This window comes from Streptomyces sp. NPDC057445 (genome assembly GCF_042802855.1).
In the GTDB taxonomy this organism is placed as follows: domain Bacteria; phylum Actinomycetota; class Actinomycetes; order Streptomycetales; family Streptomycetaceae; genus Streptomyces.
Window position 1 is genome coordinate 1 of sequence record NZ_JBHVDH010000011.1, and the last position, 13835, is coordinate 13835.

Consider the following 13835-nt stretch of genomic DNA (forward strand, 5'->3'; position numbering starts at 1 on the left):
ACCCGGCCCTACCGGCCCCAGACCAACGGCAAGGTCGAACGCCTCAACCGCACCCTGCTCGACGAATGGGCCTACGCAAAGCCCTACCGCTCAGAAGCCGAACGCCGACAAGCGTTCCCGCAATGGCTGCACACCTACAATCACCACCGCGGACACACCGCGCTCGCAGGCAAACCACCCGCCAGCCGCGTCCCCAACCTCACAGGGCAATACATCTAGGGCCTCTCGTTCGGATCGTGCCGGGCTCGCGTGCCCTGGCGCCGCGTGCCGCCGGACGGCAGCCAGACCTTGCGGTCCGCGCCTCGCTGCTCGCGTGCCCTGGCGCGGCGAGCCGCCGGCCGGCAGCCAGACCTTGCGGTCCGCGCCTCGCTGCGTTGTCGTCGGTCGCAGACGTCCCCCGGCTGCCGCTGGGAGCCCCCACCGCGTGGCTCCTTCCTCCGCCTTGCGAGGCACGCCACCGGACCCCGCCTGGGGCTCGCGCCCCCGGACCCTCTCAGGTCTGCCCGCGGAGGTACGGACGCGCGCTGCGCCGGCCCGGGCGCCCGTGCCCGGCTCGGACGCTCTCCGGGGGGGACTCGGGGATCTCCTCGGGCGGCGAAGGCCGTTCGGGCGCCCCGTACCGCACGACGGGACGCCGATCAGGCGACGGACCTCGCGCACGCCCTCACCCGGGCGAAAGCCGCCACCGGCTGCTCGGCAGGGCCGAGGAGTCGGTCCGGTGGGCCCGGCCCCCCACCCACCGGCGCCTCCCACCCACCGGCGTCCCGCGCCCACCGGCTTAGGGTGCCGATCATGGGAACCCTCAGCAGATCGGCGTCGTTGACGGCCGCGGTGGCGGTCACACGGGTGGCATACAGCGCGCTGCGGGCGCGCACGCGTGGAAGTGCGCGCTGGGAGCGCACCAACTACGCCGGGCGCACCGTCGACCTGTGTGCCGGGCCCGCCGTGGCCGTGGGCGCGGCGGCGGGCGCTGTGGTCGCGGGCGCACCAGGGGTCGCCGCCGCCGTGCTGGCGGCCGGGGCGTGCGGGGCGTACGACGACGTGGCCGGGGACGACCGGCGCGGGTTCGCCGCCCATCTCGGGGCGCTGAAGCGGGGTGAGGTCAGCAGCGGGGCCGTGAAACTGTTCGGGATCGGGGCGGCCGGGCTGTTCGCGGGGGCGCTGATGAAGGAGCGGCCCGTCGACAAGCTGCTGGCCGGAGTGGTGATCGCCGGGACGGCGCATCTGGTGAACCTGGTCGACGTGCGGCCCGGGCGCGGCGCGCTCGCCGTGCTCGCACTCGCGGTGCCGGGACTGCCGCGCGGCCCGCTCGCCGCCGCACCCGTGGGCGCAGCGGCCGCCGTGGTAGTCGACGATCTGGGGGAGAGCACGATGCTCGGCGACGCGGGTGCGCACGCGCTCGGAGCGGCCGTCGGAGCCGCGATCGCCGCGGGCAACGGTCGGGTGGGACTGGCGGCCCACGCGGCCGGGCTGTTCGCGGCGGCGGCGTACGGGGACCGGATCACCGAACTTGCGCGCTCACCCATGTGAGTGATCCGGGCGGGACAGTTGCGGCCCGGGACACGGGATCGACGCCGATGCGGTGCCGGAACGTTCGTACGGGCTGGCATCCTTGGCGCGTGACACAGCTGCGTACGGTCCAGGTGCTGGGCGGCGGTAGCGCGGGCAGCAGCGCTCACGTCAGGTCACTGGCCGCGGGGCTGGTGGCGCGGGGGGTGCGGGTGACCGTGTGCGCCCCCGCGTTCCTCGAGCACGAATACGACTTCCTCGGCGCCGGAGCCCACTTCGTGCCCGTACCCCGCCGCAGCGACCCCGCCGCTGTCGGTGCGCTGCGGGCGGCGTGCGCCGGCGCGGATGTCGTGCACGCGCACGGACTGAACGCGGCGGTACGAGCCGGGCTCGCCCTCGGCAGGCAGCAGCGGGTGCCGCTCGTGGCCACCTGGCACACGCGGCCGCACGCCGACGGTGCGCGGGGCCAGGTGCTGCGGCTTCTGGAGCGCAGGGCGGTGCGGGCGGCGGCGGTCGTCCTCGGTACGTCCTCCGAACTGGTCGACCGGGCCCGCGAAAGGGGCGCGCGGGACGCCCGGCTCTCACCGGTCTCCGTGCCGGGACCGCGCGACGCGGCGGGCCCGTACGAGAACAAGGCCCGTGCGGAACTGGGCGCGGTCGACCGGCCGTTGATCATGGCGGTGGGCCGGCTCGAACCCGGCCGGGGCCATGCCACCCTCCTCGACGCGGCCCGTGGCTGGCTCGCGCTCGATCCCGTACCGCTGGTCGCGATCGCGGGGGAGGGGCGTGCGCGGGCGGCGCTGCAGCGGCGTATCGACGCGGAGCAGCTCCCGGTGCGGCTCATCGGGCGCCGTGACGACATCACCGATCTCCTCGCGGCGGCCGACGTCGCCGTGCTGCCCAGCCGCTGGGAGGCCCGTTCCCTCCTCGCCCAGGAGGCCCTCCGCCTCGGTGTGCCCCTCGTCGCCACCCGCGTCGGCGGTATCCCCGAACTCGTCGGCGAGGCCGCGGAACTCGTCCCGTACGGCGACCCCGAGGCCCTGTCCACGGCTGTCACGGGCCTCCTCGCCGATCCGGCCCGCCGTCGTCGGCTGGCGGCGGCGGGCCGTGCGCAGGCGGCCACCTGGCCGACGGAGGACGAGACCATCGCCCAGATCCTGAGCATCTACGACGAACTGACCCAGCCGCGTCCCTCCGCGCACGCCTGACGGGCGGCGGAAGCGGACTCCGGCATCTCTCGTTCGGATCAGGCGGATCGGTGAGCGGGGTCCGGCAGCGTGCACCGCAAGGTGGAGGAAGGAGCCCACGCGGTGGGGGCACCTCCCCACGTACGTCGGCGGCTGACGAGCGGCCCTAGGGGGTGGTGTGCCGCCGGGCCCGCAGTGCCAGGGAGAGCGCCAGCACCGTCTGGGGGTCGTCCAGGTCCGTGCCCAGCAACTCGGAGATGCGGGCCAGGCGGTTGTAGAGGGTCTGACGGTTGAGGTGGAGCTCGCGGGCCGTCTCCGCCTTGCGGCCCGCGTGGGCCAGGTAGGTCTCCAACGTGGGGAGCAGGAGCGGGCGGGAGGCCCGGTCGTGGTCCCGCAGGGGGCCGATCGCACGGTCCACGAAGGCCGCCAGGTCCGGGTGGTCCCGAAGCCGCCACAGCAGCAGGTCGATGTCGAGACGGCGCGCGTCGTACCAGGGACGGTCGGACAGGCCCAGCGCCGCCGTCGCCGTCTCGGCCGCGTGGCGCAGTCCCGCAGAGGCCGCCGCCCAGCCGCCGGCGACGCCGACGACGACCACGGGCGGGTGGGCTCGGGCACGGTCGAGGCCCGCGCGCTCCAGCCCGGCCCGCAGGGCGACGGCGACCCGGTCCGCCACCTGCGTGCGCTCCGACTCGGCACGCAGGCCGACCAGCAGCGGGACACGTCCTTCTACGGGGCGTACGCCCAGCAGGACGGGAACCCCGACGGACGCGAGCTCTTCGAGCACCGCGCGGGCCAGCAACGACCAATTGCCCGCGGGGGACAGCTCGGGAGCCAGCCGCATCACGACGGGCAGCAGCGGTCCTTCACCCGGTTTGAAGCCGAGCACCCGGGCCTGCTCCGGCGCGTCCTCCGGCGTGATGCGGCCCTCTGCGAGGTCGGTCAGGAAGTCACCGCGGCCGCGCGCCGCCAGCTCCTCCTCCTGCCGGGCCTGCATGAGGACCACCGCGAGCACGCCCGCCGTCCGCTCCGCCGCCATCCTGTGCACCGGCAGGAGAGGTGAGGAGACCGCCAGAAGGACGACACGGGCGCGTACCGCACCGGCCCCGTGCCCCCCGCCGGGCACGTCCACCAGAACCGCACCGGCCGGGGGCCCTGCCTCACGCGCGGCCCGCTGGCCCCGCAGGCCCTCCCACACCTGGAGCGGATCGGCCGCGGCGGGGCCCGACTCCGTCCCCGCGGCGTAGAGCAGCTGCCCGTCCGGGGTTTCCAGGAACACCGGGTTCGCCGTGAAGTCCGCCAGAATCCGCAGCACTTGAGGGATCCCGCCGCCGCCGAGCAGCGCCTCCGTGCACCGCCGGTGCACCTCCTCGGCGCGCTGCAGCAACGCGTAGTGCCCGTTGACGATCTCGGTGTGGACCTCCTCCGTCACCGAGACGAAGGGGACTTCGCGGTGCAGCTGGATCAGCGGCAGCCCGGCCGCGCCGGCCGCCTCGACAAGGGCGGCGGGCAGCCGGGTGAACCGCGGGCCCAGCTCCACGACGAGCGCCGCGATCCCCCGGTCTGCGAGGCGCCGGATGAACGCACGCTGCTCGGCCGGCCGGGTACCGAGACCGAGGCCGGTGGTGAGCAGCAACTCGCCGCCTTTGAGCAGCGATGCGATGTTCGGCACCTCACCGGCGTGCACCCAGCGGACCGTGCGGTTGAGCCGGTCGGCGCAGGCCACGACCTCCGGGAGCCCGCCGCGGAGCCCGGGCAGCTCCAGTGCCCGCTGCACGGTGATTCCGCCCTGTGTTTCCATTGCCGGGACGCTACCTGGGCAAAAGTTCGAAGGACAACTGTCAGCCCGGCTTGATGTTGTGGTTCCGGCTGAACACATTGTCCGGGTCGTACCGGGCCTTGACAGCGGCGAGACGCCGGTAGTTCTCGGCGCCGTAGCCGGCTACGACGCGCTCCTCGCCCTCGTCGCCGATGAAGTTGAGGTACACCTGGCCGATGGACCACGGCATGACATCGGCCCGCGCGTCACGGACCCACTGTCTGCCCCGTGTGTCGTCGGCGGGGCTGTCCCAGATCCCGAAGGGGTGGGAGACCCACTCGGCGGTCCGCCAGGGCACCGGATGGGCGGAGTCGCCGCGGCCCAGCGCGCCGCCCATCGGGAAGAGGATGTGCTGCGAGTTCGACGGCACGATCATGCTGTCCGCGCGGGCGCAGAAGACCTCCACCGCCTCGTCCGGCAAGTCCTGGAGATACTCCGCCGACCAGTAGTTCCGCAGCCCCGGCGGATCGTCGATCATGCACTGCAGTTCCGCGTACGGGAGCTCCGTGATGACCTCCGCCTCGTGTCCGAGGCGGAGCAGCGGCCCCGCCCCCCGGCGCAGTTCGGACTCCGGGCCCGCGTAGGTGATCAGCACCAGGCACACCGGCTTCTCCACCAGGTGCTCGGGCATGAAGTCCTCGGGCGGGCCGGTGAGATAGATGAAGCCTCCGCCGACCTCGTCCGGCGCGGACTCCAGCACGTCCCGGTAGACGGGAAGCACCTTGGCCCCCTTCGCCGCCGGGAAGAACAGGAAGGCCACGGACATCTCCGGCAGCGGGTGGAGCTTCAGCGTCATCGACGTGGCCACACCGAAGTTGCCGCCGCCGCCGTGGAGCGCCCAGAAGAGCTCCGGGTTCTCTTCCTCGCTCGCGTGCACCTCGGTGCCCTCGGCCGTCACCAGGTCGACGGCGACGAGATTGTCGCTGGCAAGGCCGAACTTCCGCTCCAGCCACCCCGATCCACCGCCGAGCGTGAAGCCGCCCACCCCGGTGGTGGAGGCGCGGCCGCCGGTGGTCGCCAGATCGAACGGCTGGGTGGCCCGGTCGAGATGGCTCATCGTCGCTCCGCCGCCGACACGTGCCGTCCGGGCGTCCGGGTCCACGGTGACCGCGTGCATCCGGCGGAGATCGACGACGAGTCCGCCGACGGTGGTGGCGAGGCCCGCGACGCTGTGGCCGCCGCCCCGCACCGCCACCTCGAGATCGTTCTCACGGCCGAAGCGGATCGCCGCGGCGACATCCGCCGCCGACTCGCACTGGGCGATCACCTCCGGCCGGCCGTCGATCATCGCGTTGAAGAGGGCGCGGGCTTCGTCGTATCCGGGATCGGCCGAGGTGATGACGTCGCCGACGAGCGTTTCCCGCAGTCGTCGCAGGGCCGCTTCCGCTATGGGCTGGGGCGCCATGGTGCCCCCTTCCGGGGCGCGAGCAGGACCTTTTCATCGTAGGGTCGCCCGGTCCTGGCGCGCACCCGCGTACGGCCGCACCCGGGGAGGAGCACGCTCGCGTACGGCCGCACCCGGGGACGAGCACGCCCGCGTACGGCCGCACCCGGGAAGGAGCACGCCCGCGTACGGGCGTGCCTGCACTCCCGTCAGCCGCCGTAAGCCCCGGACGCGGTGAGCCGCAGTGCCGTGTCGATCAGCGGAACATGGCTGAACGCCTGCGGGAAGTTGCCCACCTGACGCTGCAGCCGCGGGTCCCACTCCTCGGCGAGCAGCCCGAGGTCGTTCCGCAGTGACAGGAGCTTCTCGAAGAGCCGCCGCGCCTCGTCCACGCGCCCGATCATCGCCAGGTCGTCGGCGAGCCAGAACGAGCAGGCGAGGAAGGCGCCCTCGTCGCCCTCGAGCCCGTCGACACCGGCCTCGTCACCCGCGGTCGGGTAGCGCAGGACGAAGCCGTCCGGCGTGGACAGCTCCCGCTGGATCGCCTCGATGGTGCCGATGACGCGCTTGTCGTCCGGCGGCAGAAAGCCCATCTGCGGGATCAGCAGCAGGGAGGCGTCGAGTTCCTTCGAGCCGTAGGACTGCGTGAAGGTGTTCCGCTCCTTGTCGTAACCCTTCTCGCAGACATCGCGGTGGATGTCGTCCCGCAGCTCGCGCCAGCGCTCCAGGGGGCCGTCCGCGTCGCCCGACTCGATCAGCTTGATCGTGCGGTCGACGGCGACCCAGGCCATCACCTTCGAGTGCACGAAGTGACGGCGCGGTCCGCGCACCTCCCAGATGCCCTCGTCGGGCTGGTCCCAGTGGTCCTCGAGGTACCGGATCAGCTTGAGCTGGAGAACCGAGGCGTAGTCGTTGCGTGACAGACCGGTCATGTGCGCGAGGTGCAGGGCCTCGGTGACCTCGCCGTAGACATCGAGCTGGAGCTGGTTGGCGGCGCCGTTGCCGACCCGGACGGGGGCGGAGTTCTCGTAGCCCGGCAGCCAGTCCAGCTCCGCCTCGCCGAGCTCACGCTCGCCGGCGATCCCGTACATGATCTGCAGATTCTCCGGGTCCCCCGCGACGGCGCGCAGCAGCCACTCGCGCCAGGCCCTGGCCTCCTCGCGGTAGCCGGTGCGCAGCAGCGAGGACAGGGTGATCGCCGCGTCGCGCAGCCAGGTGTAGCGGTAGTCCCAGTTCCGGACGCCGCCGATCTCCTCCGGGAGGGAGGTCGTCGGGGCGGCGACGATCCCTCCGGTCGGGGCGTAGGTCAGGGCCTTCAGCGTGATCAGCGACCGGACCACCGCCTCGCGGTAGGGGCCGTGGTACGTGCAGTGCTCGACCCACTCGCGCCAGAAGTCGGACGTCGCGTCCAGCGACCCCTCGGGGTCGGGCAGCGCGGGCGGCTCGCGGTGCGAGGGCTGCCAGCTGATGGTGAACGCGACCCGGTCGCCGGGGGAGACGGTGAAGTCGGAGTACGTCGTGAGGTCCTTGCCGTACGTCTCCGTCGGCGTGTCCAGCCACACCGAATCAGGACCCGCGACCGCGACCGTCCGGTTGTCGACCTTGTGCACCCACGGCACGACCCGGCCGTAGCTGAACCGCATCCGCAGCGCCGAGCGCATCGGGACGCGGCCGCTCACGCCCTCCACGATCCGGATCAGCTGCGGGGCCCCGTCGCGCGGCGGCATGAAATCGGTCACACGGACCGTTCCGCGTGGTGTGTCCCACTCGGATTCGAGGATCAGCGAGTCCCCCCGGTACCTGCGGCGGGCAGCGGTCGGCGGCTCGGCGTGCCCCGGATACGCCGGCCCGAGGCGCCAGAATCCGTGTTCCTCGGTGCCGAGGAGTCCTGCGAAGACGGCATGCGAATCGAAGCGGGGAAGGCACAGCCAGTCGACCGTGCCGTCCCGGCAGACCAGGGCAGCGGTCTGCATGTCTCCGATGAGTGCGTAGTCCTCGATGCGCCCGGCCATGGATCTCCAGTCGAACGGCCACGTTCCGCCCTGCGTGGCACTTACTGCGGTCAAGGGTGTCAATGGGTCGTTGACGAGCTCTTGTTTCCGGGTGAAGGGCGGGGGTGGTGCCGATCGCCGGCCTGGCTCGGCAGCGAGATTCCTAATCAAGTGTCCGAGCAGGATACGACGCACCTCGGTGATCCGTGCGACGCTCCCGGCAATGCGGTGCCGCCGAACGGGTGAGCGGCGGGTGAGCCCGGAGAAGCCCGTGATGGCCATGATGCCCCGTGTGGCCGGAAGCAGTCTCCCTTCGGCGCTGATACCCTGGTAGCCCGTGGACCGGTGGGCGCAGACCCCCGAACCGCAGCGACGGCACCCCAGGAAGTCTCCGGATCTCCGCAGTGGGTTCGCCGGCACGCACGATCACCTCGCGACCACGGGAGCCCTGTCTTGGCCATGCCGCCCAAATCCACGACGACCAAGCACATTTTCGTCACCGGGGGTGTCGCCTCCTCCCTCGGCAAGGGCCTGACCGCCTCGAGCCTGGGTGCGCTGCTCAAGGCGCGGGGTCTGCGGGTCACGATGCAGAAGCTCGACCCGTACCTCAACGTCGACCCCGGCACGATGAACCCGTTCCAGCACGGTGAGGTGTTCGTCACCAACGACGGCGCCGAGACCGACCTGGACATCGGCCACTACGAGCGTTTCCTCGACGTCGACCTGGACGGCTCGGCGAACGTCACCACCGGCCAGGTGTACTCGACCGTCATCGCCAAGGAACGGCGTGGCGAGTACCTGGGCGACACCGTCCAGGTCATCCCGCACATCACCAACGAGATCAAGCACCGAATCCGCCGGATGGCCACGGACGACGTGGATGTCGTGATCACCGAGGTCGGCGGCACGGTCGGCGACATCGAGTCGCTGCCGTTCCTGGAGACGGTCCGCCAGGTCCGTCACGAGGTCGGCAGGGACAACGTCTTCGTCGTGCACATCTCGCTGCTTCCGTACATCGGCCCGTCCGGTGAGCTGAAGACCAAGCCGACCCAGCACTCGGTCGCGGCGCTGCGCAACATCGGTATCCAGCCCGATGCGATCGTCCTGCGTGCCGACCGTGAGGTGCCGACCGCGATCAAGCGCAAGATCTCGCTGATGTGCGACGTCGACGAGGCGGCCGTCGTCGCGGCCATCGACGCCAAGTCGATCTACGACATCCCGAAGGTGCTGCACACCGAGGGCCTCGACGCGTACGTCGTGCGCAAGCTGGACCTGCCGTTCCGTGACGTCGACTGGACGATCTGGGACGACCTGCTGGACCGCGTCCACAACCCCGACCACGAGGTCAACCTCGCGCTGGTCGGCAAGTACATCGATCTTCCCGACGCCTATCTGTCGGTGACCGAGGCGCTGCGTGCCGGCGGGTTCGCGAACCGCGCCCGGGTCAAGATCAAGTGGGTCGCGTCGGACGACTGCAAGACGCCGGCGGGCGCGGCGAAGCAGCTCGGCGACGTGGACGCGATCTGCATCCCCGGCGGCTTCGGCGACCGTGGTGTGAGCGGCAAGGTCGGCGCGATCCGGTACGCCCGCGAGAACAAGATCCCGCTGCTGGGCCTCTGCCTCGGTCTGCAGTGCATCGTGATCGAGGCCGCACGGAACCTGGCCGAGATCCCCGAGGCGAACTCGACGGAGTTCGACGCCGCCACCGCCCACCCCGTCATCTCGACGATGGAGGAGCAGCTGGCGTACGTGGAGGGCGCGGGCGACCTGGGCGGAACCATGCGCCTCGGGCTCTACCCGGCCAAGCTCGCCGAGGGCTCGATCGTGCGTGAGGTGTACGACGACCAGCCCTACGTCGAGGAGCGCCACCGCCACCGCTACGAGGTGAACAACGCCTACCGCGCGGAGCTGGAGAAGAAGGCGGGCGTCGTCTTCTCGGGCACGTCCCCGGACAACAAGCTGGTCGAGTACGTCGAGTACCCGCGCGAGGTCCACCCGTACCTGGTCGCGACCCAGGCCCACCCGGAGCTCCGCTCCCGCCCGACGCGCCCGCACCCGCTCTTCGCGGGCCTGGTGAAGGCGGCCGTGCAGCGGCAGCAGGAGGCCGGGCAGGACGCGGCGCGCAAGACGGGCAAGTAAGGCATAGGCATTACGGTGGACCGGGGTACGGAGTGCGAGAGCCTCCGTGCCCCGGTTCCGGCGTTTGGGAGGACGTACATGACCATCAAGGACACGCCTGAGGAGTGGCCGGTCACCGCGACCGCGATCCCGTTCAAGGGCAACAAGACGAGTGTCCGCACCGACGACGTGGTCATGCCCGACGGCACGGTCGCCCGCCGCGACTACCAGGTCCATCCGGGATCCGTGGCGGTGGTCGCCGTCGACGAGTCCGGACGCGTCCTCGTGCTGCGCCAGTACCGGCACCCGGTGCGGCACAGGCTCTGGGAGATCCCGGCCGGGCTGCTCGACGTCCCGGGCGAGAATCCCCTGACGGCGGCCCAGCGCGAACTGTACGAGGAGGCACACGTCAAGGCGGTCGACTGGCGCGTTCTCGTCGATGTCTACACCACCCCCGGTGGCTGCGACGAGGCCGTACGGATCTTCCTGGCCCGTGATCTCTCCGAGGCCGAGGGCGAGCGCTTCCAGGTCTCCGAGGAGGAGGCCGACATGGAGCTCGCGCGTGTGCCGCTGGAAGAACTGGTGCGCGGCGTGCTGGCAGGGGATCTGCACAACAACTGCCTGGCGGTGGGCGTGCTCGCGCTCAGCGCGGCGCTGGCGGGCGACGGGGTGGACTCCCTGCGTCCGGCGGAGGCGCCGTGGCCGGCGAGGCCGTTCGGCGCCTAGCAGGGCCTCTCGTTCGGATCCTGCCGGGCTCGCGTGCCCTGGTGCCGCGCCTCGCTGCGTCGTCGTCCGTCGCCGGCGTCCCCCCGGCCACCGCCGGGAGATGCCCCCACCGCGTGGGCCCTTCCACTGCCTGCGGTGCCCGCCGCCGGAACCCCTCACCGATCCGTCCTGATCCGAACGAAAGCGGGCCGGGCCGTGCCGACCCGGAGCGTGTGCGCGCGGTAGCGACTCCGCCCGAAGGCCGGGGCTCACGCGATCCGGTGCTGGCTACACGGCTCCGCCGGTGAGGCCGTCCGCGCTCCGGGTGCTCCGGGTGCTCCGGGTGCTGCGGCGGTGCGGCGCCTGGGTCGGGCGCGGTCCGGGGTGCAAGTGCCGTCCGGCCGGGCGGCTGCCCGTGGGGGTCGGGCGTGGAAGAGCCCGGGGTGCAAGTCCCGTCCGCCGGTGAGGCGTCCGTGCTCCGGGTGCTGCGGGTGCTCCGGGTGCTCCGGGTGCTCCGGGTGCTCCGGGTGCTGCGGCGGTGCGGCGCCTGGGTCGGGCGCGGTTCGGGGTGCAAGTGCCGTCCGGCCGGGCGGCTGTCCGTCTGGGTCGGGCCGCGGAGGCGTGGCGCCCGAGGCCGGCGCGGTCCGGGGCGCCGGGGAGCACCGTCGGCACCCGCCGCCTCGCCCGGGCCGGTCCACCTGCCAGGAGCGGCCCTCGAAGACCGCCCGGACAGGGTGGCCGGGGCCGGCACGCCACTCCGGTGCGACGATCGGCTGATCCGATCGAGGGAACCGGGCGCCACGCGCCGCACCGCTCGGCGCGGTTGTGCGAGGCGACTGAATTACGCTCGGATCGCCCGCGCGGGGAACCCCGGTGGGTTCGGCTCGTGCGGTGGCGGACTGGAGCGTGGCCCGTGAGGGAGCAGTCGGTGGATGCGAACGGCCCCTCGTCCACGGACCGCCCGTCGCCGGGGGACGGGCACCAGGCCACGGAGCTGCCCGGTCATGGGACCGTGAGTGGCGTGGGTGGGCAATTCATCGGGCGCCAGCGCGAGTTGAAGGCGCTCCGGTCCGACATCGAGCGCGCCGGTCTCGACACCATCTCGGGGCGCAAGGCTCCGCGCGCGCGGGTGCTGCTCGTTGCCGGGCGGCCGGGCTCCGGGCGGAGCGCGCTTGCCGAGGAGCTGGCGCGGCGGCTGGCCGACGAGTACCCCGACGGGGTGCTGCGGGCCCGGCTCACCGAGCCGGGTGGAGCTCCCGTCCCCACGGGCCGTGCCGCGAGCGAGCTGCTCCACGTCCTCGGGATCGTCCCCCCGCCCGGCGGGGACGAGGACGAACTCACCGAGATGGTGCGCGAAGCCCTGGCCGAACGCCGCTGCCTGCTGCTCCTCGACGACGCGGGCGACGCGGAACAGGTCGACCCGCTGATCCCCGACAACCCCGACTGCCTGGTGCTCGCGGTCGCCCAGGGGCCGCTCACCGGAATTCCCGACGTACGGCCGTGCACCCTGGGCGGCATGGACCCGAAGTCCGCGATCGAGCTGTTGGGCCGCTTCACCGGCGAGGTCAGGATCACCGTCGACCCGCAGGCCGCCGAGTCGCTCGTCGAGCAGTGCGGCGGGCAGCCCGCCGCCATGGTGCTGGCCGGGGGCTGGCTCGCGGCCCGGCCCAATGCCTCTGTCGCCGATGCCGCGAAGAGGCTGCGCGGACTGCCCGACGACCCCGAGCGGCCCGCCGGAGCCCGGCCGCTGGCCCGCGCCTTCCGGCTCGTGTACGAATCCCTGCCGCAGTCCGCCGCCCGCACGCTTCGGCTGCTCGCCCTCGCGCCCGCCGGGCTGACCGACGAGCACACCGCTTCCGCGCTGGCGGGCTGCTCGGTCCCGGTGGCCCGGGCGGCGCTGGAGGACTTCGCCTCCCTCGGGCTGCTGCGGGGCGGTGGTGGGGACGGCGGACCGTACGAGGTGCCCGGCTGTCTCGCCCCCCTCCTGCACGACCTGATGACGACCCACGACCGGCCCTCCGAGGTCCAGCTGGCCCGGGCCCGGATGCTGGAGCGGACCGTACGGCTGCTGCAGTCCTGCCGGGCCATCACCGAACCAGAGGGCTCGGCGGCCCGCCGCGGGCTCGCCGGACTGCCGCGCGCCCTGCGCTTCCCGAACGCCGAGGCCGCACAGGCATGGCTGCTGGCCCGGCGCCGCGAACTGTCCGCATCGGCGCGCCTCGCCGTCGCCGACGGCGATATCGACACCCTGGCCCGCCGCCTGATCGCCGCGCTCGTCAGGGCGCTGATCGCGCACCAGGGCCCGGAGGCCGCCGCACCCGAGCTGTACGGACTGCACCAGCTCGTCCTCGGTGTCGCCGAGCGCCGGGAGCTGCACCGCGAGCAGGCCGCCGCGCTGCTCAACCTCGGTGATCTGGATGCGGGGACCGGCCGCACCCAGGACGCCCTGCTGCGATATCGGTCGGCTCTGGACGCTGGAAGAAGAGCGAATGATCCGTATGCGATGGGTCGCGCAATGGAATCCGTAGGTGGTGCCTATCAAGAGCTGGAGGACTGGCAGCGGGCCGCCGACTGGTACGGGCGCGCGCTCTCGCAGCGGCTGGCACGCGGGGAGCGCGCCGACGAGGCCCGGCTGTACGGCCGCCTCGGTGCCGCGCACACCTATGCCGGTCGTTACGGCGAGGCCCTGCGCAGCTGGCGCGCGGCCGCGGCCGGATACCGCAGGCTCGGCGATCTGCCCGGCCACGCGCGGGCGTTGAGCGAGGTGGCCCGGGTGCAGGAGTACGCGGGGAGGCCGCGGGAATCCCTGCGCACCTGTGAGGAGGCCGTCGAGCTGGCACGTCAGGCGGGAGAGGTGCGGCTGCAGGCGGCGCTGCAGCTCAGGCTGGCCGACACGGTGGAGCGTCTGGGTGACCCGACCGCCGCCCGCCTGCATCGATCGGCCGCGGAGCAACTGCTGGGGCCCGACTCATCCGACCTGCGAAATCCGTAGTGGTTCCTTCAAAGAATTTTGCTTTGCAAGGCTAGACAGCGAGAAGTCCTTCATTAGACTGGCTCTGCCGGGTCGCGCCCCGGTCTCTCCCGTTGCGCCGGGCGCATCCGGGTAAGTATGGAAGTGCACCAGA

The 13835-nt window shown here is 72.6% G+C and carries 8 protein-coding genes and 1 pseudogene; 6 read left to right on the top strand and 3 right to left on the bottom strand.

Annotation, left to right across the window (positions count from 1 at the left end; translation table 11 throughout):
* From ACFU5O_RS22665 to ACFU5O_RS22675, 3 genes are all read left to right on the top strand, one after another.
* A partial coding sequence (locus ACFU5O_RS22665) for an integrase core domain-containing protein (RefSeq protein WP_384243284.1) occupies positions 1-219 on the top strand: 219 nt, incomplete at its 5' end.
* A gap of 573 nt (positions 220-792) precedes the next feature.
* The gene (locus ACFU5O_RS22670) at positions 793-1530 is read left to right on the top strand and encodes a hypothetical protein (protein WP_384243286.1); all 738 of its coding nucleotides are present in this window, start codon (positions 793-795) and stop codon (positions 1528-1530) included.
* 89 nt (positions 1531-1619) lie between these two features.
* On the top strand, positions 1620-2717 hold the full coding sequence (locus tag ACFU5O_RS22675; protein WP_384243288.1) for a glycosyltransferase family 4 protein: 1098 nt from the start codon (positions 1620-1622) through the stop codon (positions 2715-2717).
* Between the two features lie 145 nt (positions 2718-2862).
* Here the strand turns inward: ACFU5O_RS22675 and ACFU5O_RS22680 are convergent, their stop codons facing one another.
* From ACFU5O_RS22680 to ACFU5O_RS22690, 3 genes are all read right to left on the bottom strand, one after another.
* Complete coding sequence (locus tag ACFU5O_RS22680) at positions 2863-4494, bottom strand: PucR family transcriptional regulator (protein WP_384243291.1); 1632 nt, start codon at positions 4492-4494, stop codon at positions 2863-2865.
* Between the two features lie 40 nt (positions 4495-4534).
* On the bottom strand, positions 4535-5917 hold the full coding sequence (locus tag ACFU5O_RS22685; RefSeq protein WP_384243293.1) for an FAD-binding oxidoreductase: 1383 nt from the start codon (positions 5915-5917) through the stop codon (positions 4535-4537).
* 188 nt (positions 5918-6105) lie between these two features.
* A complete protein-coding gene (locus ACFU5O_RS22690; protein WP_384243654.1) occupies positions 6106-7908 on the bottom strand; it encodes a glycoside hydrolase family 15 protein in 1803 nt (600 codons plus the stop codon).
* A gap of 438 nt (positions 7909-8346) precedes the next feature.
* On the opposite strand from ACFU5O_RS22690, the gene ACFU5O_RS22695 reads away from it, so the two are divergent.
* The 3 genes and pseudogenes from ACFU5O_RS22695 (at position 8347) to ACFU5O_RS22705 (ending at position 13817) form a co-directional block, all read left to right on the top strand.
* Positions 8347-10026 (top strand): CTP synthase, encoded by a 1680-nt coding sequence (locus ACFU5O_RS22695; protein WP_384243294.1) that lies wholly within the window; start codon positions 8347-8349, stop codon positions 10024-10026.
* 78 nt (positions 10027-10104) lie between these two features.
* Complete coding sequence (locus ACFU5O_RS22700) at positions 10105-10731, top strand: NUDIX domain-containing protein (RefSeq protein WP_384243297.1); 627 nt, start codon at positions 10105-10107, stop codon at positions 10729-10731.
* Between the two features lie 892 nt (positions 10732-11623).
* A pseudogene (locus ACFU5O_RS22705) lies at positions 11624-13817 on the top strand (tetratricopeptide repeat protein).
* The last annotated feature ends 18 nt before the right edge of the window (positions 13818-13835 follow it).